The organism is Clostridium sp. YIM B02569, from assembly GCF_022320765.1.
In the GTDB taxonomy this organism is placed as follows: Bacteria; Bacillota; Clostridia; order Clostridiales; family Clostridiaceae; genus Clostridium; species Clostridium beijerinckii.
The window spans coordinates 36,561-61,760 of sequence record NZ_JAKJJX010000005.1; the positions used below are offsets into that span (position 1 = coordinate 36,561).

Sequence of the window (25,200 nt, forward strand, 5' to 3'; positions counted from 1 at the left end):
TTTAGACAACACCTCAATGTAATAAAAGCTTAGAATAGATATTATATATTTCGAATAAATAAAGTTAAGTATACAAAGGAAGATAAGCAATACTTATGGTAATTAATAAAATGGAACAATGTATGTTATTTAAAGCATACATTGTTCCATTTTACTTATAAAGATCTATAAATAATAAAAAGTATAATATATATTTTATTTCATAAGAATTTGTGCAGATTTATATAATTATGAAATAAGAGGCGATACAAATAAAATTATTGATAGAATTATAATAAATATAACTGTAGCCCAAGAAACAATATTTTGAGTCTTATTATTAACGTATTCACCCATTATACGCTTATCATTAATTAAAATTATCATAAATGTTAATATTATAGGAGATAGCAAACCAGCAATTTGCTGTGATACAAGTATAATTTGAATAAGCGATATTCCAGGAAGAAGTATAAATAATGCTCCAAGAACAATTATACCAGTATATATTCCAAAGAAAGCTGGAGCGTCCTTGTAATCATTATCCACACCACTTTCCCAGCCAAAAGCTTCACATATCGCATAGGACGTAGAAAGTGGGATGACAGCAGTAGCAAGAACTGAAGCACCAAAAAGTCCAGCGCCAAAAAGTATAAATGCAGCTTCACCAGCAAGTGGTTTTAAAGAAATTGCAGCCTCTTCTGCACTAGTTATTGTTATTCCAGCTTTATAAAGTGTTACGGCTGTACATACAATTATGAAAAATGCTACTGCATTCCCCCAGAAAGCGCCTAAATAAACATCAAGTTTTTCGTATTTATACTCAGATATACTGATTTTTTTATCTACTATTGATGATTGGAGGTAAAACTGCATATAAGGTGTAATTGTTGTACCAATCATTCCTATAAAGGTAAGAAGAAAACTTGTATTTAATTCAATGGTAGGCGTCATCATTGATTTCATTACGTGTCCCCAATCAGGTTTAGTTAAAAAAGCTGATATAATATAAGTAAAAAATACAAGAGTAAATAATAGGAAGATATTTTCTACTTTTTTATATGAACCTTTGGTAACAAGTAACCAGATTACTACAGAAACAATAGGGATAGATATATATTTGCTTACATCAAATAATTCTAAGCTTGCTGCAATTCCTGCAAAATCACCAAAAACAACACCCATATTGGCAACTAGTAAAATGGTCATTGCAAAGAAAGTAAGCTTAACTCCGAATTTTTCTCTAATTAAATCAGACAAACCTTTACCAGTTACCACCGCCATTCTTGCATTCATCTCCTGTATAACTGCAAGACTGAAAGTGATTAAAAGTAATCCCCATAGCATTTTATATCCATAAGACGCACCAACAGATGCATAAGTTGTAATCCCACCAGCATCATTTCCTGCATTAACAGTAATTAATCCTGGGCCAATAATAGTCATAATGAAAAGTAGCTTTTTAAATCTACCGGATAATACTTTCTTCATAGTGCAACCCTCCTTAAGCGTGAATGTTCATGGATACTGTCATTTAATGATACTACACCAACTAAATTATTATCTTCATCAATAACAGGAATTGAAACAAGATTATACTTATGCATTAAGCTTATAGCATCTTCTATTTCATCCGTATCCCTTAAACTTTCAGGTCTAGTTGTCATTATATTATAAAGTTTTGTATCTGGTTTTGAAGTAATAAGTGAGAATAAAGAAGTAACCCCAATAAGATTATCTTTATCATTTGTTATATATATATAATAACTTTCATCTTCATCAGGCGCATTTCCTTGAATCCACTTAAATACATCACTTACAGTTACATCAGGTAAGAAGGTTAGAAAATCTTTTGACATAATACTTCCTACAGTTTCTTTTTCGTATTCCATAAGCTCTCTAATTTCATCCTGACTTTCTTCGTCCATGTGTGTTAATAGTTTTTCAACTCTATCTTCATCCATCTCTTCTAAAATATCAGCTATTTCATCAGAAGGCATAATCTCAAGTATATCAGAAGCTTTTTCATCAGACATAGATTTTAATAAATTTACTTGAACATCAGTTTCGATTTCCTCGAGAACTTCAGCAGCTTTTTGATTGTTTAAGCTGTGAAATAATATATCTCTGCTTTTGGTATCAAGATCTTCGATTATATCTGCTAAATCTGCTGCGTGTAGAGTTTCAATTTTGCTTGCTGGCATTTGAAGTTGTAGATTGTTAACCCCAGTAGACAAAGTCTGCACATCATCCCATATAATTAACTTGTTTCTTAATCTATACTTTAAAGCTTCTGTTAATATTATAAAAGGATATTCTACACCAAGACGCCTGAGTAATCCTCTAGTTCCTATATCAACGGCAACAAGCTGCCATTTGGAATTTATATTTCCAAGTCGTACATCATTTACACGTTCTACTTTTTTGCCGTTTATGTCTACTATTTGTTTATCTAAGAAATCTCTTACTAAAAAAATATCATCTTCACCAGGAAACTTTATTGTAAGGCTCTCGCTATTAATTTTAATATGATACTTTTCTTTTTCATCTTTGAATATATCTAGCGCATCAGCAGATAGATAAAAAGATTTTTTCCAATTTGTAATTTGTATATATACTACAGTTGGTTTTTCTTGACTAAAATCAAGAATAAGGTCATTTAGTTTACCAATTATTTGGCCAGAAATATTATGAATTTCTTTATGAATAATTTTACTTACAAAGAAATTTGTTATTTTTTCCATGTTTTTCACCCTTTCAATTCAGGGCATAAAGAGAGTATCCAATTAATGCCCTAAAAATATTATTGCTTGAATTTAAATAAAAATGTATATTACAACTTTCCGTATCATGGTCATCCACTGGATACACCTCCTTTAAAAAATAATAAAAGCCCTTCACCATAAGTGAAGGGCACAATAATCAAACACAACATTATACAAATATACGGAATGCAGTAGCGCAAAGTACATTTGTTGTATTAACACCTTCACTCGTTGAGTTTTAGCACTATAGAGCATAGAAAACCATATGGTTTTCGGCTACATTAAGTAGAACCTTAATCCGGTAATACCTGTTGACCCATTGGCGTCTTTCGACGTTTCCGGGCAGCAGCATGTATCTATATAGGAGCCTCACCTAACAAAGTTTTTATTTAGCTTTTGTTTTCCGCCTTAATTTTACTACGACATGGTATAAGCCGTCAATAGTAGAAAAAAATTTTTTATATACATAGTAAGTGGATTTTTATGCAGTTATATTTTTAATATGGAAGTTATAAAACACTAAAGTAAGAATTGATTATAATTGCAAAAAATTAGAATAAAATGTAATATTAATATGATATAATAATATTATTAATTGAATGGATAGGGGACGATAAAATGGTAAAAAGGTTAATAATATCATCATTACTGGCCATATCAGTGATAGGGATTATTCCAGTATCAGCTTCTGCGACTTGGAAGCAAGATAAATATAAACATTCTTATTGGGTAGAGAATGGTGTAAAAGCTAAAGGATGGAAACAAATCAATGGAGACTGGTATTATTTTAAGGAAGATGGTTCAATAACAAACCAATGGATGGAGTATAATGGAAATTGGTATTATTTTTGGACAAATGGAGTTATGGCATCAAATTCTTGGTTGAAGAATAACGGAATGTGGTATTACTTTGATGGAAGTGGAAAATTAGTGCAAGATTCAATTATTATTGGAGATAAAAAATATGATTTTACCACTTTAACATTTATATTCTCAAAATACTTAACTACTGGTCAAAATATAAATATTGTTGGTGCAGACAATAAAAATATTTCAGATAGTCAAAACACAGCAAATAATCAAGTAAATCAATCATCTGAAAACAATGCAACAAGTAAGAATTAAGGAAAATAACAATATTTAATATAATATTTTAGATCTGGAAGACTAACAGATTGAAGTTGAATTATTCTGTTAGTCTTCTTTATTTTAAAGAAAATTACAGAATTTCGTATAATGAAAGTTTGGTGTCATTTTGCTTTAGATTTATTTATAAATATTATATGTGCATAAAGATTAAGCATGTCCTAAAAATATACTAGTAAATTCTAAGAATTAAGCAGTAAATGTTCAAGTTCTTCAAAACTATAGATTTCATAATTAGGGATTATCTTTGAATTATTCTCAAGTTTATCTGGATTATACCAGCAGGTATCTATATCGAAATTTATCCCGCCTTGAATATCAGAAGTTAAGCTATCTCCAACCATAAGGACCGTATTTTTATTAGTATGATGTATATTTTTTAAAGCATGTTCAAATATTTCTGGATTAGGTTTTGAGATGGAGATTTCCTCAGATATCACTACAGCTTCAAAATGTTTTGATATAATTGACTTTCTAATTCTATTTTCTTGTACAGCTGTGAGACCGTTGGTAATTATTAAGAGTTTATAGCTTTTACTCAAATGCTCTATAAGCTCTAGGCTGCCATCAAATAAAAAGGAGCAGTTAGACAAGTTTTTCATATATGATTTAGCAAATTCAATTTCATCAAAAGAAATTTTAAGTTTATCCGCAAGTCTTTTAAATCTTTCTACCTTAAGTTTTTCCTGAGTAATTAAGCCTTGTTCAAACTCTTTCCATATAGCAGTATTTATATCGTGATATATTTTTAAGTGGTAATTTTCATCGTAATTGATATTAAATTCGAGTATAGTGTTTTTGAAAGCCTCTCTTTCAGATTTTTTGAAATCAAATAAAGTATCGTCTGCATCAAATAGTATAACTTCATAGTTCATAATATGTCCTCCGTATAGTTGTATATAAATTTGTAAAAATCAAAATTTAATTTTATTTACAATGTCCTGTTAATAAAATAATATATTTATAGGAATTTGAAAATGACATAAGTCATGTTAGGAGAGTCTATGAAAAAAAATTTAGATAATAAACTTTTAAATTATTATATTAAAAAGCATAACATACAAAGCATATTTGATGACACGATACTAAAACATTTTCAGCTTCATTTCTATGAAAAAGAAGAATATATAATGAAGTCAGAAGAAAAACTTGAATATTATTATCTAATTGTAGATGGGAAAATTAAAGTGTTTTATCCTTTTGAAAATGGTAAATCAATGCTATTAAAATTTTATAGAGATTTTAATACTGTAGGAGATTTAGAACTTTTAAAAAACATTCCTATACTTTGCAATATTATTGCAGTAGAAGATACTTATTTAATAGGAATTCCATCAGATATATTAAGAGAAAACTATTTCGATAATACAAAGTTTTTACATTATTTAGTAGATTCTTTAAGTGAAAAACTTTATGTAACTATTAATAATAGCTCATATAATTTTGTGTATCCACTTATTAATAGGTTATCTAGTTATTTGATGGAACATATAATAGATGAAAGTTACATAATTTTAAATTCATCTTATTTAGAGATTGCTGAATTTTTAGGAACGACTTACAGGCATTTAAATAGAACGTTTAAAGAATTGGAATCACAGGGAATCATAAAGTGTGAAAATAAGAAGATAAATATACTAGATATGAAAAAATTAAATGAGCTTTCAAAAAACATTTATGTAAAATCTCTTTAATATAAATAATGGATGACTTTTAAGACGTGTAAGGGTATAACTTAAGAAGATAAAGTATGAAGTTAGTTAGATTAATTATGCAAACAGAAAATACTTAGGGAAATACGAACTCTAAGTATTTTTTAGTGCCAAAATATATCATAAAATCTTAAGGGATAAAATAAGCTTATTTAAATATTTTAAACATTGTGAAAATTTAAGGGCTTAGGCCTATTATGAAGTAAGCATGATTTAGCTATCTTGAGTGAGTATATGAAATAAGGTCTAAATTTATTTTACAACTATTTTGCAATTTCTTTGGAAGTTATGTTATATAATGGAGATGAAAGCTAAATTGAAGAATTTACTTTAAAATATCACGTTAGTTATTAGGGGGAAATACATAATTGAAGATAAATATTTTAATTTTAGAAGATGATGAAGCTATATCTAATTTAATACGGATAAGCCTAGGAATAGCTGGTTATGAATGCAAGCAGGTATTTGATGGAATGGAGGCTTTTAACTTAATTAAAAAAGAGTCTTTTGATCTTGTACTTATGGATATTATGCTGCCAGGTATGGATGGCTTTGAATTAATGAAGAGAATAAGAGGTTTAAATATACCAGTAATATTTCTGACCGCTAAAAATGGACTTGTTGATAAAATAACTGGCTTAAAATCTGGTGCAGAAGATTATATTGTTAAACCATTTGAAACAGTTGAATTATTAGCAAGAATTGAAATAGTACTAAGAAGATATTCAAAAAATAATAACTGTATAGAATTTAAAAGACTAAAAATATATGAAGACGAAAGAATTATAAAAAATGGAGATGAGACAATTGATCTTACTTTAAAGGAATTTGAGCTCATACTTTTGCTTGTGAAAAATAAAAATATGGCATTATCTAGGGAGTATTTATTAGAAAAAATTTGGGGATATGAGTATATGGGGGAGACCAGAACAATAGATACTCATATACAAAAAATAAGAAAAAAGCTTGATATTGGGGATAACATAAAAACTGTATATAAAATTGGATATAGGTTAGAGGAGTGAAATACATGAAGTTGTGGCTTAAAATATATCTTTTTTCGTTACTATTACTTGTATTCACTTTGAACATAGCTGGATTTATATTGATACAAAAACTTCATAATGATCTGCTAGAAAAAGAAGTTGATAAATGCCTTGCAGAACAAAAATTTGCTTCTTCACAATTAAGTGTTAATTCTATGTATATGCAGAAAATCTATTCAAGTAATACCTACGATATAAATATATTAATTGGGACTTTAATGGATGAATATAATAAGGCTACTAATAGTGGAGCAGAACAGCATGGAGACGTAGAAATTTTGGATTCTAGGAATAATATATTATTTTCAGACATGAAATTTCCATTTTCAAACGAAAAGGATGAACTAGAAGACCTTTTGCCAGGAAAAACTAACTATATTATTAGGACAGTAGATGGTAAACAGTATTTGTACGCTAGTAGCTTAGTTAATGTATATGACTATCCAATAAAAGTACACTATGCGAAAGATATTTCAAATATATATTCTGAAAAAATAAATCAATATGCTCTCTTTATGAAATTAGATATTTTAATCTGTTCTATTTTTGCTATATTTATGTTTTTTATAAGCAAATTAATAACAAAACCAATAAATACATTAATAGCTTCGACCCAGAAAATATCCCTTGGCCAGTATTCAGAAAGGGTGAAAATTAAATCAAGAGATGAGTTTAGCGTGCTTTCCAATAATTTTAATCTTATGGCACAGACAATAGAAGATAAAATAAACGAACTTGAAACATCTAATATTGAGAAGGAAACCTTTATAAATAATCTGACTCATGAACTTAAGACACCTTTAACTTCAATAATTGGATATGCAAATCTAATTAGAACATCAAAATATAATGAAGAGGTATTTGTTGAAGCTTCGGATTACATATATAAAGAAGGAAAAAGGCTTGAAAAGATGGCTTTTAAAATGATGGATTTAATTTATACAAAGACTCAAGAAATCGAGTTAATGCCTGAAAAAATATCTACTATAATAAACGAGGTTAGAAGATTGTTATCTAGTAAACTTAAAGATAAAAATATAGACCTAATTATTGAAGGAGAGGATTGCGTACTAGATATAGAAAAGGATCTAATTACTATGGCATTATCTAATCTAGTTGAAAATGCTATAAAAGCATCTAAAAATAATTCGAAAATATATATAAAAATATACACTTTTCAGAGTAAAACTCACCTATCTGTTGTAGATTCAGGTTTAGGAATAGCCAAAGAACATTTAGATAAACTTTGGCAGCCATTTTATGTGGTTGATAAAGCTAGAAGTAGAAAAAATAATGGAGCTGGAATAGGTCTTTCTATATGTAAAAAGATAGCAGAGGTTCATAATGCAGATATTAAAATAAATAGTAATTTAGGTATAGGAACGGAAGTTACTTTAATTTTTAATAGTCATATTGCTGAAATAAATGATAAGCATGTGAATTAAAAGGTACGAACGTAACTTATATACATATCTTAAAAATAGTTTTAGATAGTTTGAATAAAAATAATCGTAAATAGAAATAGAGAGTTCTGGATTTTTGATTGAGTTTATTAGTGAAGTATATGTAAGTTTACAACTATTTCACAACTATAATAAACTTTTGGGACATTCAAATTTTATACTTAAAGAGTGGGGTAAGTACTTACGCACAATTAAAAAATATATTATGGAGGGATTATTGTGCATTCTAAAAAAATAGTAGCAGTATTGTTAACAGTAGGAGTAGTAGCATCTACTTTTGCTATATTTAATCAAATTAATATGAAAGGAGCTTTTGCAGATACTATAAAACAAAATGTTGTCTACACTAAAGAGGATACTTCATCAGTTTCTCAAGATGATGGTACAGGAAAAATAACTGGTGATGAGGAGGAAGCTTATAAGCAGAAATCCTTAGGTATATTAAAAGAATATTTTAATATACCATCAGTTGAAGAAAATGAAGATTTTAAATTTAGTGCATGTATATTAAATGAAAAAACTTTGGATGAAATAAAGCCTAAAGAAAAAAAAGCTATACAAGATTTATACGATAAGAAAGAAATATCTAAGGAAGAATATGATAAGGAAATGGCTTATGCTGAAGAAAATGATAATGGACTTAAGGATAGGGTAGCAAAATTAAAGCACGGAATGGTTCAAACTGGATGGGTTGGAATTAATGAAGATAAATGCTATATGTTTGATTTTAATGAAAATACAAAGGAAATAGATAATGTATTGATTAGTGAAGGATATCTTGATGAATCCAAACCTAAGTTAACAATTTCCCAAGAACAATTAAAAAATACAGCTGAAGATTTTATTAAGCAGCATAAGCTAGGGGATATAGAAAAACCTAAATGTATACTTGTAGCAGGTGCGAGTGGACATCGTCTTTTTTATCAAGATGAAAATGATTCTTCTAAAAAAGTGGAGATATTTATTAGTCCATATACAGGTAAGGTAGATGGTTTTTCGATAAAAGCATATGCAGATTTAGAATACAGTATAGAAATTAATGAAACTAGGCTTGGCACTAAATAGGAAAACCTTAAGCTACTAGTCCTAATTCGGAATTAATATATTCTGGAAAGTTATTAACACCAGTTTTAATGCTAGCAGGATATATAACTCTATTAGATTTGATTATTCCTATGTTGTGATACCAATTACTGAAGCGTTAGCTAAATTTTTGCCAATGCATACCATGAATCAATCAGCAGATAATTAGTTTGGGTAGCTGGAGTAAATTCACCCGTGATATACTAATTATTCCATGAGTATGAGCCTAGAAGCCTTGAACTTGTGCTTCCATGTCTATTACAAAAAAGAAATAGCCTATGCCAATTTTATTTGATAATTTATTATATTATCAAATAAAATTTGTACAGGCTATTTTACATTTTATATGAGATTTGCAAAGATAATTTTAAACTTTCATAAATTATTTTGATTTTGTATTATATCTTAAATCTTTGAATTATTTCATTAAGTTTTTGTGAAAGTTCAGCTTGGCTTTGAGCAGATTTCGTAACATCTGAAAGAGCAAAGGTAACTTCGGTAATGCTATTTAATATTTCTTCCGTATTTGAAGCAGATTCCTGAGCTACTGAAGAAACATTTTGTATTGCACCGCTTATCTGCATTATAACTTCATCCATTTGTTTTGAAGAAGTGGCAGATTTATCTATAATATTACTTATAAATTCAGAATCCTTTTCATATTCAATTCCTGTATTCATAAGGAGTTCATAATTAGGTTTAACATTGTCAGCCATAAATTCAAGAACATCTTGTCCACTTTTTGATAGACTTTCCACAGAAGCTTCAACTTGTGATACCATGGTTTGAATATTATAAACTGCATTGGAAGATTGTTCAGCAAGTTTTCTAACTTCGTCAGCAACTACTGCAAAACCTTTTCCATGGTCACCAGCTCTAGCGGCCTCAATAGCAGCATTTAGAGCTAATAAATTTGTCTGCTCTGCTATACTTCCAATAGAATTTGCCATTATTCTAACTTCTGACACTATTTTAGAATTTTCAATTGATTCTAAAATGTTTAAACGATTTTTATCATAAATTAAATTACTTTCTTCAATACTTTTTGAAGATTTATTTCTAATATTATAAGCACGTTCTTTTATTTCATTTACTGATGCTAATGAATTTTCTGCATCTTTAGCAATGGAATTTATGGCGCTACTTATTTCTTCTGTTGATGCAGTTACTTCTTCTGTAGTAGCACTTAAATCTTGAACACCTTTAGATATATGCTCTGTGGATTCATTCACAATTTCCATTTTAGAAGCAATTTCTTCAGTAGTAGCAGAAAGTTCTTCGCTTGTGGCGCTTATATCACTTGAGCTGTTCATTATTTCAACAATTAAATTCTGTATATTTTCTTTTGCATTGTTTAATGCCATTGAAAGATTACCTATTTCGTCTTTAGAGTCAACAGTTATAGTTTTAGTTAAATCACCACTACCAATAGCTTCAGCAAAGATTAAAACTCTTTTTACTTGTTTTGAAATCATAAATGAAATTGATAAACCTAAAATAACAGCTAGTAGTAAACTAATAAGTATTATTGAGATTGTTATGTATAAAGATCTTTTAAAAGTTGAGTTATTTTCAGAATAAGAAGCATCGGCTTGGTTAACATTATTTTTTATTAATTCATCCATGCTCAAATATATATTTTTTCTGGTTTCGGTAACTTTAGAATAATTTTCATCAGCTTCACTAAAATTATTCTCATCTACGTATTTTATTATTGAGTTAGATAAATCAACATACTTATTAAAGTTTTCTTTAAGGTTTGAGAATGCAGGTTTCTCAGATTCAGAGATTAAAGTGCTTTCATATATTTTTATAAGTTCATTATTCTCGTCAATTAAGTCTTTAATGTCTTTTTTTACTGTATCTTTTTCACTGACATTTCTTTGATAAGCAAGTTTTAGCAAATCTGAACGTATATCAGAAATATTTTGCTTTAAAGTAGTTAAGTTATTTATTGAGGCCAAGTTATAATCATGCATGGAAGTTGCATTGTTATTAATTATATTCATATTATATAATCCAATAAAACCAACAATACATACCAAAATTGAAACAAAAGTAAAAGTAGAAATAAGTTTATGCGATATTTTTAAATTTTTAAACCAAATCATTAAATCAACCCCTCTTTATTTTTTTATGCGAAAGTTTTTTATTTTCCCACCTCCATTAAAAGTTCAATATAAATAGTTTATATTTGAGAAAAGTTGTAATTAAAAGTCTACATACTCCTTGATTTTAATTCATAGAAATTTAGTTTAAACTACCAGCTATTGCAAACCAAATAACACGATGTAAAATGAATTATATTATGTAGAATCTATATATTTATAATAATCGAAATTAAAATTAAAAAATTGAGAGAAAATAAAGAAAAATGCAGAAAAAACTAAAAATATAACCAAATATGGTTATAATATATCTTGAAATTTAAGGTGAGTTAAATAATTTTTTATAATAATATTAATATGGTTAAATTATTATGAGTGATGGTAGCCATGAAATCAATAATAAATATTTAGAAATGCTATAGTTATAATACTAACAAGTAGTAACATATTTAAAGACATAAAAAAGTATAATAGTAGATGAGACAGAGGAAGGGCATTGAAATAAATTATGCAATAAAATAATTAGTAAAAAGACAAGATTGATGCATTTAAAGAATAAAGAAGAATCAGCTATAAAGGAGAAGGTTCTTCTTTATTTTAATTATAGAAAAGTAATAGAATTAAACACATTTATTATCTAATTCAGGGTAGTGTTTAACCGACCAAGACTCAATTTCCTTAATAATACTAGTAAGCTCTTTTCCTTTATCAGTAAGAGAGTATTCAACTTTGGGTGGAATTTCTGCATAGACCTTTTTGCATACAAGTTCATCATTTTCTAATTCTTTAAGTTTTTCATTTAGCACTTTTTGACTTATTCCTTCAGTCATTCGTTGAAGTTCTAGGAATCTTTTTGGTTCATTATATAAATGACATAATAAAACTGCCTTCCATTTTCCTCTTATAAAATCCATTGCAAAATCCAATAAACACACATAACTTCTTCCGTTATAATTTACCATTTAGTTACCCGCTTTCATTTTTAAATATTTATAAATGTTACTAGATATTAGTATAAACAACCTGTCTGATAATATCAAATCAATTAAGCAAAATGTAAAATATATGTTAGTACTAATTTAGAAGATTGTATAAGATAATGGTTATTTTACCATGACTATTAGATAAGTTATATATTGCGAATTATAATAAGGACATTATTGTTTTATGAAAAATTTATTATGGCCTTACATGTAGGCTATTCAATAATTCTTACCAAAAAGTAAGTTGTCTAACTAAAAAGTGCGTACTTGTTACTTACATTACTGAGTTATATAATCACATCATGATTTTAATATTATGGAGGTATGTATTATGAAAGTAGTTGCTTTTAATGGAAGTCCTAAAAAGAATGGAAATACTTATGAGGCAATAAAAGCTGTAGCAGAAGAATTAAAGAAAGAGAATATAGATGTAGAAATAGTTCATGTTGGAAATAAGGTTATACGTGGATGTATGGCTTGTGGCGGATGTGCCAGAAATATGAACGAAAAGTGTGTTATGCAGAATGATGAAGTTAACGATTGGATTCAAAAGATGAAAGAAGCTGATGGAATCATTCTAGGCTCTCCAGTGCATTATTCTGCTATAGCAGGAACTATGAAATCATTTTTAGATCGTGCGTTTTATGTTACATCTGTAAATAATGGCATGCTTAGACACAAAGTAGGTGCAAGTGTTGTCGCAGTTAGAAGGTCTGGTGGAGTTCCAACATTTACTCAGTTAAATAATTATCTTAATTATTCTGAGATGTTAATGCCAACATCAAACTATTGGAACGTAGTTCACGGTACAGCACCAGGAGAAGCAGTTCAGGATGAAGAAGGAATGCAGATAATGAGAGTTTTAGGAAAGAACATGGCATGGCTATTAAAACTTGCTGATTCTGGGAAAGCTAATGTAGAAGAAAGTAAAGGTGAAGAGAAAATATTTACTAACTTTATTAGATAGTGTTTAAAATGATAATGACTAAATTAATTAAATTAGTATTTCAAAAATTAAATTCAATAAAATGGTATTAAAAAAATATATATATTTATAAGAATAGGATGAATTAAGTAACATCCTATTTTTATTTTTTATGCATGTAATATTATTCGTTTAAACCTGTCCATAATTTATTTAGAAGAATATCATTGTAATCTTGATTATATTCCCAAAACATTGCGCCACCGAGGCCTTTTGATTTTATATATTTAACTTTATAGTCAATTGATTCTTCATCCTCATAAGTAATAAATGAATCATAATTTTTTAAATAAGCAGCTTTTGCTTCATAATCCCAGTATCTAGTCCAACCATTTTTATTTATATAATTTTCAAGTAGATTTCCATATGAAAGATATTCATGACCATAATACCCATAAAAAGGAATGCCTAAATTAATTTTCATAGCTGGAACACCTGCCTGCAAAAATATGTTTACTGACTCATCACAGCTAAAACCTGATCCATAGGGGAAAGAAGTTGGATAAAGATTTGCATTATGAGCATTATAACCAAAGTCATAAGTCATTAAATTTATATAATCGCAGATATTTACTATTTCATTAATTTCAACATTATTAATGTAAAATTTATCTGCTCCAGCTGCAATACTGAGTATTTTATTCGTTCCAATTTTGTTACGTATAGATTTAAGTAAAAGCGTGAAATTTCCTTTATCTTTAGGAGTACATTTAATTAGGTTACAAGAGCCGCTAACAGGATATTCCCAATCAAGGTCTATTCCATCTATACCATAGTTATTTACGATATCCAGACAGCTATTTGCAAAACTATTCCGTGATGACTCTGAATAGGCTGCATCGGAAAAACCTTCAGCTCCCCAGCCACCTATTGAAAGGATAACTGCTAATTTAGGATTTTGAGATTTTAATGATACCAAATTCATTAAATTTTGAGCATCAGGAATGAAAATTGAACTGTTTATAATACTTCCAAAAGCATAATTAATATGGGTCAATTTGTTTGGATTTACATTAGTGGTAATACCATGTATATATCCTACTATTCTATATTTAGCTATATTAGGGGAATAATAAGATGAAGTTACCCTTTTTATTTCAATCAGTCCCTTCTAAATGCTTATAAAATATTTATATTTAATTATATTCTAAAATAATTACTTAATCCTTGTATTTACTTGGAATCTTTAGTAAAATACTTAAAAATAAGATTTAAGAGAGAAGGTGTTACATGAACAACAAACCATTATTCAAAAATTATATTAGTAACCTTGAAGTAATATTAGATAATATGTTTAATGCAATAATTGCAGTTGATAGTAACAGCAAAATATTTTTTATTAATGAAGCAGCTAGTATTCTTTTTGATATAGATAGTAAAGGTGGTTTAGGCAAGAATATTAATGAAATAATGCCAGATCCAGATATAGAATACTTTCTGTCAACTAAAAAAGAGGAAATTAAAAGGCCAATAGTAGTTAATGAATTGAATTTAATTTTGAGTATCATACCTTTTGGAGAAAATACTAATACACAAGGATCAATGCTGATTTTTAGTAATGTAACAAATTATAGTCAGTTAATTCATAAGCTTGAGGAAGAGAGGGATAGCAAAGAAATACTAAATACTGTAATTGAAACCGCTTATGATGGAATGATTATCATTGATAAGCAGGGGATAGTTACTATGATCAGTAATGCCTATACAGAATTTTTAGGGATTAAGAGGGAGGATGCTATCGGCAGGCATGTAAATGAAGTGATAGAAAATACTAGAATGCCAATAGTATTAGAAACTGGAAAAGAAGAAGTAGCACAACTTCATAAGATAAAAGGAAGCTATATGATAGCCTCAAGAATACCAATAGTAAAAAATGGAGAAATTATTGGGGTAGTGGGTAAGGTCTTATTTAGAAATGTAAAAGAATTAAATAGCCTTTATAAACGAATAAGCGTTATAGAAAAGGAATTAGCTACTTATAAATCAAGGTTTAGAGAATTCAATAAAGCAAATTATTCGCTTGAAAATATTATAGGTGAGAGTGAACCTATTGTTATGGCTAAAGCCATAGTTGAAAAAGCAGCTCATACAAATTCAAATGTTCTAATTTTAGGGGAAAGCGGGACAGGTAAAGAAATCTTTGCACATGCAATACATTCGGAAAGTAATAGACATGAAGGGCCATTTGTTAAAGTTAATTGTGCAGCAATTCCAAGTGATTTACTTGAATCAGAATTATTTGGCTACGAAGCAGGAGCTTTTACAGGTGCCAAAAAAGAAGGTAAGATAGGAAAATTCGAGATTGCAAATGAAGGTACTATATTTCTAGATGAGATTGGAGATATGCCTCTCCATATGCAGGTAAAGCTATTAAGAGTTATTCAAGAAAGAGAAGTTGAAAAGGTTGGTGGCGTAGCTAGTAAAAAGATTAATATTAGAATAATTGCTGCAACAAATAGAAATCTTGAAAGATTAGTTGAAGAAGGTAAGTTTCGTGAAGATTTATATTATAGACTTAATGTCGTAACAATCGAAATTCCACCTTTAAGAGAAAGAGGAAATGACATAATACTTATTTCTAATCATTTAATAAAAAAGCTTTCAGTTGATTTAGATAAGAAGGTTAGAGGAATCTCTAAGGAGGCTGAACAATATCTTAAAACCTATGAATGGAAGGGTAATGTAAGGGAATTAGAAAATATATTAGAGCGGGCTATAAACATTATGGAGAATAGTGAGATTATTGAAGTGAAAGATTTACCGAAAGAGATCACAGGCAAAAAGGTTTCAATGGTTCCTAAGAAGCTTCAAGATATTCTTGCTGAAAGTGAAAAAAATGCTATTATTCTTGCCCTTAGGGCTGCGGATGGTAATAAAACTAAGGCAGCAAAAATTCTTGATATAGGGCGTACTAGTTTATATGAGAAAATAGAAAAATATAAAATACAGACATAGTTGTTCGTTCTTACGAACAACTATGTTTTTTATGAAAAATAATTGTACGGAAAATCGCACATAATGTAAATGTTTACTTAAGGAATTGTACGGAATAACGAACAAAAACTTTCTATTATTAAGAATTTTTTATGAAATTACTTATAGAAAAGCGCAGTTTTACGTTGAATACATGCTCGAAATCTTGGCACGGATATTGCTTATATAAATAAGTGTAAAAGGAATTATAAATAAAATATTACACTCTTGCTTTATGGAGTATATAAAAGTGTGAAAAGGAGGAGTAAAGATGAACAAGATAATGTCGGTAGAACAAGCAATCGCCTTAATCAAAAGTGGAGACACAGTTGCATTTGGTGGATTTATAGGTGCTGGGCATGCAGAAGGGGTTTCTAAGAAACTTAAGGAAATATACTTAGAACAAGGTGCCCCTAATAATTTAACTCTTGTTTATGCAGCGGGACAAGGAGATGGTAAAGAAAAAGGTTTGAATCATTTAGGACAAGAAGGCCTTCTTTCAAAGGTAATAGGTGGACATTGGGGATTAGCTCCTAAGATCCAAAAACTCGCAATTGAAAATAAAATAAAGGCTTATAATCTTCCACAAGGAGTAATATCTAGTCTTTATAGAGATATTGCGGCAGGTAAACCAGGTACAATTACTCATGTTGGTTTAAAGACTTTCGTAGATCCAAGAGTTGAGGGAGGAAAATTAAATGAATGTACAACAGAGGATATTGTAAAGGTTATCGAAATTGATAATAAGGAATATCTCTACTACAAAGCATTTCCTATAGATGTATCTATATTAAGAGCAACATATGCAGATGAAGATGGAAATGCAACTCTTCAAAAGGAAGCAGCAACACTAGATGGTTTAGCTATGGCACAGGCAGCAAAAAATTCTGGTGGAAAAGTAATTCTTCAGGTTGAGAAAATAGTCTCTAAGGGAACTTTAGATCCAAAGCTTGTAAAAATCCCTGGAATACTTGTAGATGCTATAGTTGTAGCTAACAGTGAAGACCATATGCAGACATTTGCTGAAGCATTTAATCCAGCCTATAGTGGAGAAATAAGAATGCCAGTAGATTCTATCGAATGTCTTTCAATGGATGAGAGAAAAATAATAGCAAGGCGTTGTGCAATGGAACTTATACCAAATGCAGTAACTAATCTTGGTATAGGTATGCCGGAGGGAATTTCAATGGTTGCCAATGAAGAAGGAATAGGAGATACAATGAGATTAACTATTGAATCTGGTCCAATTGGTGGAATCCCAGCAGGAGGATTGAGCTTTGGTGCAGCTATAAACCCAGATAGCATTATAGATCAGTCATCTCAATTTGATTTTTATGATGGCGGAGGGTTAGATGTAGCATTTTTGGGACTAGCTCAATGCGATGAAAAAGGCAATATAAATGTAAGTAAATTTGGTCCTAAGATAGCTGGATGTGGAGGATTTATAAATATAACTCAAAATTCAAAAAAGGTTATATTCTGTGGCACATTTACAGCAGGAGGACTTAAAATTAATGTTGCTGATGGCAAGCTAGTAATCGAAAATGAGGGAAGATCAAAGAAGTTTATTAAGAATGTTGAACAAATCACATTCAGTGGAGATTACGCTAGAGATGTGAATCAACCAGTATTATATATAACTGAAAGGGCAGTTTTCAGATTAACAAAAGATGGAGTAACATTAGAAGAAATAGCTCCAGGGGTAGATTTACAAAAGGATATTATTGATCAAATGGACTTTAAGCCAATAATATCAAATAATTTAAAGACAATGGATGAAAGAATTTTTAAAGATAAGCCTATGAAGTTGAAGTAACAACTAATATAAGTGAATAGGATACGGATAAAATATTTGAAAAGAAAAATAATAAAATAACGGAGGTTTTGTATATGGCAGTTATAGGAATTTTATTAAGCTTAGCACTTTTAATGTTTATGGCCTATAAGGGGTTTTCAGTTATTGTTTTCGCACCTATATTTGCGATTATGGCAGCTATATTTTCAGGAATGGCGATTATGCCAACTTATACGGAAATATTCTTACCTAACTTGGGTAACTATGTAAAAGTTTACTTTCCGTTCTTCTTACTGGGTGCAGTATTTGGTAAGGTTATGGAGCAATCTGGTGCAGCAAAATCAATAGCAAAATTTATAGTAGATAAATTAGGAAAAAAACGAGCTATGCTATCTGTAATACTAGCAGCAGCTATACTAACTTATGGTGGAGTAAGTCTTTTCGTTGTAGCATTTGCTGTTTATCCATTTGCAGCTTCTATATTTAAAGAAGCAGATATACCAAAGAGACTTGTTCCTGCAACTATTGCTGTTGGTGCTTTCACATTCACAATGGACGCGCTTCCAGGAACACCTCAAATTCAAAATTCTATACCAATGAAATTCTTTAATACAGATTTATATGCAGCTCCTATATTTGGAACTCTAGGTGCAATTATGGTTTTAGTTTGTGGTGTATCCTACTTAGAATGGTGCAAACGCAAAGCTCAGGCAAAAGGAGAAGGATATGGAACAAACCATAAGCAAGAGCCTGTAATTGTTGAAGACAGCAGCTTGCCGAATCCATTTATATCAGCATTACCATTAGCATCGGTACTTATAGTGACTCTAGTTCTTCAAAAAGTTGTATTTCCTAAATGGGATATCGTTTCTTGGGTAACTAAAGCTCCATACAACATACCGGAAGCTGGTGTTGTAGGTTCAATGAATAACTGGGCTCTTATGATTGCACTTGTAATTGGTATTACTCTTGCAGTGTCAATTAACCCAAAACGTATGAAAGGAAACTTTGCTGCAGCAATTAATGCTGGTGCAATTGGATCACTTTTAGCAGTTATGAACACAGCATCAGAAGTAGGATTCGGTAATGTTATCAAAACTTTACCAGGATTTCAATCTATAGCTCATGCCTTAACTAATATTAACCCAGATGGAAGCCCATTACTTTCAGAGGCAGTTACAGTAAATGTTCTTTCAGGAGTTACAGGTTCTGCTTCAGGAGGAATGAGTATAGCACTTGATACTTTTGGAAAACAATATTTAACTTGGGCAAATAGTGTTGGAATAGATCCACAATTACTTCACCGTGTTGCTGCTATGGCTTCAGGTGGAATGGATACATTACCTCATAATGGTGCAGTTATAACTTTACTTGGAATTGCAGGGTTAACTCATAAACAATCATATAAAGATATATTTGTAATCACTTGCATAAAGACAGGAACTGTATTTGCATTAATAGCATTACAAAGCTTATTACATTTTGTTTAATTAGAATTGAAAATACTTACAAATAATATTTTGAAAATTATATAGCAAAGAAGGGGGAGTACTAGTGAAAGGATTAACTATAAAGGAATTAAAGATTGGAGATAAGGCATCTTTTCAAAAGACTATTACAGAAACTGATGTATATTTATATGCCGGAATAACAGGAGATTTAAATCCGGCTCATATAAATCAAGTTGAATCAGAAAAAACAATGTTTCAAGGTAGAATTGCTCATGGAATGTTAACTGCTGGCTTAGTATCTGCAGTATTAGGAATGCAATTGCCAGGTCCAGGTTCAATTTATCTTGGACAAGAACTAAAATTTACGGCTCCAGTAAAAATAGGAGATACAATTAAGGCTGAAGTAGAAGTGATAGAAAGAATTGAAGATAAAAATAGAATAAAATTAAGTACTATATGTACAAATCAAGATGGTGTTCAAGTGCTTAAAGGCATAGCAACAATAATGCCTCCTAAATAAAGACAAGCTCAAAAACAATGTGAATTTCATTAATTTGAAGTTCATATTGTTTTTATACATTAACTAAAAATATAAAAAATAATGAATGGATCTGCTTTGTATTATATGAAAGTATATTATTTTCTTAGAAGGATTTATGTATTAATGTTGAAGTGGAAGTTTTCTAAGTAAAATATTAAGTCTGTAGTCATTTGATTAAGATATGTAAGTAATAATCAAATGACTACAGACTTCTATTCATTTAAATAAAAAGTTTTTTATTAAGAATTTTTTTCAGCCCACAAACCATGTAAGTTGCAATATTCTCTAGCAAAAAGAACAGGTTCATCTACCTTAAAGAAAGCCTCAGGCTTTTCACCAGGTTTTAAGAATTTTTTATATACGTTACTTTCAGTATGAATTTCAATCCATTCTATATAGTGGTTATCAAGCATAGGATGTTCTACAGATCCTACCTTTACTAAAACTCCACCTTCAACTTTTTCAATTACAGGAACGTGCTTTTCTGTTGCTCCATCAGTAGTATTTTCAGCTTTAAGCTTCATTGGCTGATTACAACATACTAGTGTACCTCCAGCATTATGAACAACCTCCACAATATTACCGCAAATTTCACATTTATAAACTTGTTTCAATTCAGTCATTTTATTACCTCCTAAATTTAATTATAATTATTTGACTATTTCTTCATGATTTTTTTTGCAAGACCTTGGATATAAAGTTTTACTTTTTGCTAAATAACCAAGTTTAATTGTCATTACAACAGTCTTGTACTCTTTAAATTTATTTCTAAAATGTCTTTTTAATGACTAAGAATCTTAAAATTATTATTTATGTATATTTTAAGATTAAAATCATCAATGTGTTTAAAATTTAGCTGACATAATTAGAAAAAAATGAGAGTGTTATCTTTAAGACTATTATATACATAATAATTATATTAGTCAATAATAATTATTAATTAATAAAATAAATTTATAAAAATTATATGCTTTTATTATCTAATTGTTTATTGGAACATTGGGCCAGTATATTCTTCGTATGGTATACGAATAGCAGCTTCCGATTCATCTAATTTGTATGCTGTTCCTTCAATAGGATTTATTCCATGAACTAAGTTAGAACCTATTGTATAAATAGCGTTAGCCATAACGCTAGTATCTTGAACAGGAGAGCCTAACATAAAGCCTTTTGAAATTAATTCTTTAGCTTCAGGAACGCCATCCACTCCAACAATAGGAATTACTTTAGATTTATTTCCAATGTTATAGCCATATTTTTGTAATGCTTTAGTTGCACCAATTGCCATAGAATCATCATTTGAAATTATTGCTTCCACCTTACTTCCAAGTCTTAGGAATAATGCATCAACAGTATTTTGCGCTGTTTCTCTATCCCAATTTAAAACAGGTGACGCAAGTTCCTCTGTTTTAATTCCAGCCTGCTGTATAGTTGAAATAGAATATGCAGATCTATCTATAGATGTTTTATTAAGTCTTTCACCAATAAGCATAATGTATTGTAATACATTATCTTTATTTTTATCAATTAAATCTTTATGATTATTCCAAGCATCAGTAATAATTTTACCTTGTAAAGTACCAGCTTGTTTTGAATCAGTACCTACATATAGGGCTTTTTTATATGATTTTATAGCATCCATTGTAAGTGGTTCTCTATTAAAAACTATTACTGGAATTTCATATTTTGATATTTTATTAATTAAGTCTCCTATATCGTTAACATTAACCATATCTAGCAATATTAAATCAATTCCTTCATTAAGTTTGGTATCAAGTTCGGCATTTTGAGTTGATTGATTGAATTTCGCATCATAAAATGTAAAGATGACTTCGTTCGGATGTTGATTTTGTATATCTTCAAAATTTTTACGGAGAAATATAAGGTAATCATCATTAAGATCTGCCGAAAACAGGCCAACTCTAATAGTAGTTCTTTGTTTAGAATCTTCTGCAATAGCTGTATTATTGAGAAAGATGCTTCTAAGTACCGTACTAAATATTATGGTAATTGCAGTTATAGCTAATATCTTTTTTAATATTTTCATTTAAATCCTCCAATCCTGTGTACTTATAAATGTATTATACGTTTTAAGAAAAAGTTTATACTTAATCTAAGTATATCTATAAGTTAAAAATGATTTTCAGGATAAATAAAAAAGCCCCAATAATGGGGCTAAAAGTGGATAGTTTAAATCATGAAAACATCTATATTATATGAAATCTTCGTAAAAATATTCATGTAATATGGATATTATTTGAATGCAATATATATTGCGATAATACATTTACAGTGTTTGTTTAATATTATTGATATCCCTGCTTTTTAATTTCAATAGTAGATTATTTATAATCATATTTGCATCCAAGAATATTTAATGTAGTCTGCGCAGATTCTATGCCGTTAACTATAAGAACAATTTTATGAATGCCAGGATAGTGCTTACGAACAGTAAGATCTTCAAAGCTATGTATACGCGTACCTTGTAAATGTGCATTAGGTAACGATGTTTTGTCAGATAAAAAGAATAATTTACGTGATGATTTACCATTTGATTTTATAAAATCAATGCCATATTCCAAGCGGATATGTACTGGAGAACCCCAGTCTATATCCAGTGAATAATTTAACTCACAACTGCCTCCAATTTTAAGTTGGTTAGGTTGAACAGAGATTGAGGCATTTCTAAATATGGGATTTTCAGCTGAAGAGTTAGTGTAACCAAAGAGTGACATTGCCTTGGGATTAGCTCTTTTAATAAGGGTACGGCAGCCGCGTTTTAAAATCCAATCAGTATTTTGATTATGACATATCCAATTCTCCGCTATCGCTAAAACAGCGTCAGGATTATCTTTTGAAATGTCATTAAGGTTGTTAGCAACACTCTTACGAACATAAAGAGAGTCGTCTTTTTTCAAATTTTCTAACACTTTAAAAACAGGCGATGGATCGGCTTTAAACATCGGAAGAGCTATTCCCCAAGGAAGACGTGGTCGACAGCCTTCACTTGAAAGACGTCGTACATGTTCATTAGGAGATAATGACCACTTCATCATATATTCCATTACACCTCGAGGGGCATTCAATAAAAATGGTCGAATCGCAAACTCTGAAGATGACTGTTCAGTGAAACGTTCTAAGGCATCCATAGAGAGCTCAAAGTACTTCTCTTGCTTCCCATAGGTAGCAACAAAATCTGGAAAGAATAGATATGGAAAACCTACGCAACTCTTATTAATGGAGAATAAGATATTTAGGGCATTTTCAAAATCATTAGGAAGGTAGTCACCTAATATTTCAGCTATTCTATGAATACGAGCCTTTAAAGGTAATTCATCCCACGGATAAGCTAAAACTGAAGCAACAAAATCGATCTTATTAAATTCTGCATAAATATTGTGTATTTTATTTGCAAAATCATTTAAAAATTCTAACGTATAAATATTTTTTAGTGGTTCACTCATAAGTATTTCATAATCTCCTTGTAACTACTGTATCAAAAAACTTGATATTTTATTATAATTTGAATTTAAAATATACTAAAATATTTTAATGACGTAATCCTTATACAGTTAAATTTTATTTATTATTATTGTAATAAACTAAACTTGACTACATTATGTCAAGTTTTAGAAGTATATTTATTTATCATGTTACCTAAGCGGTTGATAATTTCGTTTCGAATATCTATAGGCTCTATAATTTCTAACATTGTCCCGAAGGAAAGAAGATAATTATAAATCCATTCACCCTCAGGCATCGAAATGTCTATGGAGTAAGAGCCATCTTTATCGATAGTTATATTTTCTTCATCAAAATCATCGTATACTCTATAGGCACCTTCTGAAGATATTTTTAGTTTAAGATGAATTAGTTCACTGAATTTTTCTGATGGTGAATCATCCATAAGATCTTGTAAATATTGATGTATACAACTTTCATCTGTAATATTAATATCATTCATTCGAGTTATCTTAAAGGTTCTAAACGCTGTTCTTTCAAGACAATATCCTTGTAGATACCAGGCTTTATCTTTAAATAACAATTTAAAAGGTTCAACATACCTATTACTTTTCATACCGTCAGCACTAAAATATGAGAAATTGATTACTTTTTGCTTTAGTATTGATTCTTTTATTAGATTGAAGATCTCTTTTTGTTTTCTTTCACTACCCCAATTAGAAAAATCAACTTCAATCCAATTAACATCACTTTTCTGAAAAAGATTGCTCAATTTTGATAATACGTCATTAATATCATCATATCCTACAGCGGAAAGGCTCTGTAGAGCAAGTAGAATTTTATCCTGTTCAACTTCAGAAAATAGTGATTTATCAAAAATGAATTTATCTACTAATGAAATACCGCCTCCTTTACCTTGACTTGAATATATAGGAATTCCAGCTTGGCATAGAGCATCAATATCTCTATAAATTGTTCTGACAGATACTTCGAAATGCTCTGATAGCTCCCTAGCTGTTATGGATTTTCTTTTGAGTAGAATATATATAATTTGAAACAATCTGCTAATTTGCATAATATCACCTCACATATAAATATATAATATATAACTTGACAACATAATGTCATATTATATCATTAATATAGAGAGCTTAACCTAAAAAACTTTAAAAGGGGTAATTTAAATGATAGGAATAATTGTAGGAACTCATGGAGATTTATCTAAAGAGTTAGTTAAATCGGCAGAAATGATTTATGGAGAACAAAAGAATATTGGATATGTTACGTTTAAGCCAGGAGAGGGAATTGAAAATTTATTAGATAAATACAATAAACTTATACAAGAATTAAATTGTACAGAAGGAATTTTAGTCATGGTTGATCTCTTCGGGGGAAGTCCATTTAATGCTGCTAGTATGATTGCATTAGAAAAGGAAGATATGGAGGTCATAACTGGAGTTAATATGCCAATGTTATTAGAAGTTTTTGCAAGTAGAGATATTTCATCAAGTCTTTCAGAGCTATTAGAGATTGCAAAAAATGGGGGCAAAAATGCAATAAAACAATTAGAGAAACAAACAGCTAGAAATTTAGATGATGACATATTATGAGCAAATAGGAGAACTAAACCTGAATGGGAGGAAGTTCTCCTATTTGCATTTAAGAAAATGTTAATTATAAATTTTATGAGAGTATAAACATTTATATG

General features: G+C 29.5%; 21 protein-coding genes, 1 pseudogene and 1 riboswitch. Of the genes and pseudogenes, 11 read left to right on the top strand and 11 right to left on the bottom strand.

Features of this window, described 5'->3' with window-relative positions; genetic code table 11:
* Positions 1-228: 228 nt before the first annotated feature.
* Complete coding sequence (locus tag L3B96_RS05850) at positions 229-1,470, bottom strand: Nramp family divalent metal transporter (protein ID WP_238859292.1); 1,242 nt, start codon at positions 1,468-1,470, stop codon at positions 229-231.
* Positions 1,467-2,723 carry a CBS domain-containing protein gene (locus tag L3B96_RS05855; RefSeq protein ID WP_012059540.1) on the bottom strand — a complete coding sequence of 419 codons (1,257 nt, stop codon included), beginning with the start codon at positions 2,721-2,723 and terminating at the stop codon, positions 1,467-1,469. Before L3B96_RS05855 ends, L3B96_RS05850 begins: the two co-directional genes overlap by 4 nt.
* Before the next feature lie 237 nt (positions 2,724-2,960).
* A riboswitch (M-box (ykoK) riboswitch) is annotated at positions 2,961-3,132 on the bottom strand.
* 230 nt (positions 3,133-3,362) lie between these two features.
* Between L3B96_RS05855 and L3B96_RS05860 the strand changes: the two genes are divergently transcribed.
* A complete protein-coding gene (locus L3B96_RS05860; RefSeq protein WP_017210989.1) occupies positions 3,363-3,869 on the top strand; it encodes a cell wall-binding protein in 507 nt (168 codons plus the stop codon).
* A 203-nt stretch (positions 3,870-4,072) separates the two neighbouring features.
* Here the strand turns inward: L3B96_RS05860 and L3B96_RS05865 are convergent, their stop codons facing one another.
* Positions 4,073-4,765: a YjjG family noncanonical pyrimidine nucleotidase gene (locus L3B96_RS05865; RefSeq protein ID WP_238859294.1), complete on the bottom strand. Its 693-nt coding sequence runs from the start codon at positions 4,763-4,765 to the stop codon at positions 4,073-4,075.
* A gap of 129 nt (positions 4,766-4,894) precedes the next feature.
* Between L3B96_RS05865 and L3B96_RS05870 the strand changes: the two genes are divergently transcribed.
* From L3B96_RS05870 to L3B96_RS05885, 4 genes are all read left to right on the top strand, one after another.
* Complete coding sequence (locus tag L3B96_RS05870) at positions 4,895-5,584, top strand: helix-turn-helix domain-containing protein (protein ID WP_238859296.1); 690 nt, start codon at positions 4,895-4,897, stop codon at positions 5,582-5,584.
* Between the two features lie 386 nt (positions 5,585-5,970).
* Positions 5,971-6,627, top strand: a complete 657-nt coding sequence (locus L3B96_RS05875; protein WP_238859298.1) for a response regulator transcription factor — start codon at positions 5,971-5,973, stop codon at positions 6,625-6,627.
* Between the two features lie 5 nt (positions 6,628-6,632).
* A complete protein-coding gene (locus L3B96_RS05880) occupies positions 6,633-8,093 on the top strand; it encodes a HAMP domain-containing sensor histidine kinase (RefSeq protein ID WP_023976057.1) in 1,461 nt (486 codons plus the stop codon).
* 237 nt (positions 8,094-8,330) lie between these two features.
* Complete coding sequence (locus tag L3B96_RS05885) at positions 8,331-9,176, top strand: hypothetical protein (RefSeq protein ID WP_077829175.1); 846 nt, start codon at positions 8,331-8,333, stop codon at positions 9,174-9,176.
* A gap of 55 nt (positions 9,177-9,231) precedes the next feature.
* Here L3B96_RS05885 and L3B96_RS05890 read toward each other — a convergent pair.
* The 3 genes and pseudogenes from L3B96_RS05890 to L3B96_RS05900 form a co-directional block, all read right to left on the bottom strand.
* Positions 9,232-9,385: pseudogene (locus L3B96_RS05890) on the bottom strand (IS701 family transposase); the annotation flags it as partial.
* Positions 9,386-9,592: 207 nt separating this feature from the next.
* Positions 9,593-11,305: a methyl-accepting chemotaxis protein gene (locus L3B96_RS05895; RefSeq protein ID WP_238859300.1), complete on the bottom strand. Its 1,713-nt coding sequence runs from the start codon at positions 11,303-11,305 to the stop codon at positions 9,593-9,595.
* A gap of 617 nt (positions 11,306-11,922) precedes the next feature.
* Positions 11,923-12,264, bottom strand: coding sequence for a helix-turn-helix domain-containing protein (locus L3B96_RS05900; RefSeq protein WP_012059532.1), 342 nt, complete (start codon positions 12,262-12,264; stop codon positions 11,923-11,925).
* Positions 12,265-12,616: 352 nt separating this feature from the next.
* Between L3B96_RS05900 and L3B96_RS05905 the strand changes: the two genes are divergently transcribed.
* Positions 12,617-13,252 carry a flavodoxin family protein gene (locus L3B96_RS05905; protein ID WP_017210998.1) on the top strand — a complete coding sequence of 212 codons (636 nt, stop codon included), beginning with the start codon at positions 12,617-12,619 and terminating at the stop codon, positions 13,250-13,252.
* A gap of 142 nt (positions 13,253-13,394) precedes the next feature.
* Here L3B96_RS05905 and L3B96_RS05910 read toward each other — a convergent pair whose 3' ends face one another.
* Complete coding sequence (locus tag L3B96_RS05910; RefSeq protein WP_275297116.1) at positions 13,395-14,375, bottom strand: glycoside hydrolase family 18 protein; 981 nt, start codon at positions 14,373-14,375, stop codon at positions 13,395-13,397.
* Positions 14,376-14,500: 125 nt separating this feature from the next.
* On the opposite strand from L3B96_RS05910, the gene L3B96_RS05915 reads away from it, so the two are divergent.
* The 4 genes from L3B96_RS05915 (at position 14,501) to L3B96_RS05930 (ending at position 20,009) form a co-directional block, all read left to right on the top strand.
* A complete protein-coding gene (locus L3B96_RS05915) occupies positions 14,501-16,225 on the top strand; it encodes a sigma-54-dependent Fis family transcriptional regulator (RefSeq protein ID WP_023976051.1) in 1,725 nt (574 codons plus the stop codon).
* A gap of 289 nt (positions 16,226-16,514) precedes the next feature.
* Positions 16,515-18,059 carry an acyl CoA:acetate/3-ketoacid CoA transferase gene (locus tag L3B96_RS05920; RefSeq protein ID WP_012059528.1) on the top strand — a complete coding sequence of 515 codons (1,545 nt, stop codon included), beginning with the start codon at positions 16,515-16,517 and terminating at the stop codon, positions 18,057-18,059.
* A 74-nt stretch (positions 18,060-18,133) separates the two neighbouring features.
* A complete protein-coding gene (locus L3B96_RS05925; protein WP_012059527.1) occupies positions 18,134-19,528 on the top strand; it encodes a GntP family permease in 1,395 nt (464 codons plus the stop codon).
* Positions 19,529-19,592: 64 nt separating this feature from the next.
* Positions 19,593-20,009 (top strand): MaoC family dehydratase, encoded by a 417-nt coding sequence (locus L3B96_RS05930; protein ID WP_012059526.1) that lies wholly within the window; start codon positions 19,593-19,595, stop codon positions 20,007-20,009.
* Between the two features lie 260 nt (positions 20,010-20,269).
* Here the strand turns inward: L3B96_RS05930 and L3B96_RS05935 are convergent, their stop codons facing one another.
* The 4 genes from L3B96_RS05935 to L3B96_RS05950 form a co-directional block, all read right to left on the bottom strand.
* Entirely contained in the window at positions 20,270-20,653 is a 384-nt protein-coding gene (locus tag L3B96_RS05935; protein ID WP_012059525.1) for a desulfoferrodoxin, read from the bottom strand.
* 365 nt (positions 20,654-21,018) lie between these two features.
* Positions 21,019-22,077, bottom strand: coding sequence for a galactose ABC transporter substrate-binding protein (locus L3B96_RS05940; RefSeq protein ID WP_238859304.1), 1,059 nt, complete (start codon positions 22,075-22,077; stop codon positions 21,019-21,021).
* Positions 22,078-22,372: 295 nt separating this feature from the next.
* Positions 22,373-23,494 carry a DNA alkylation repair protein gene (locus L3B96_RS05945; RefSeq protein WP_023976050.1) on the bottom strand — a complete coding sequence of 374 codons (1,122 nt, stop codon included), beginning with the start codon at positions 23,492-23,494 and terminating at the stop codon, positions 22,373-22,375.
* 158 nt (positions 23,495-23,652) lie between these two features.
* Complete coding sequence (locus L3B96_RS05950; RefSeq protein ID WP_023976049.1) at positions 23,653-24,567, bottom strand: YafY family protein; 915 nt, start codon at positions 24,565-24,567, stop codon at positions 23,653-23,655.
* A 109-nt stretch (positions 24,568-24,676) separates the two neighbouring features.
* Between L3B96_RS05950 and L3B96_RS05955 the strand changes: the two genes are divergently transcribed.
* The gene (locus tag L3B96_RS05955; RefSeq protein ID WP_238859305.1) at positions 24,677-25,102 is read left to right on the top strand and encodes a mannose/fructose/sorbose PTS transporter subunit IIA; all 426 of its coding nucleotides are present in this window, start codon (positions 24,677-24,679) and stop codon (positions 25,100-25,102) included.
* Positions 25,103-25,200 lie beyond the last annotated feature (98 nt).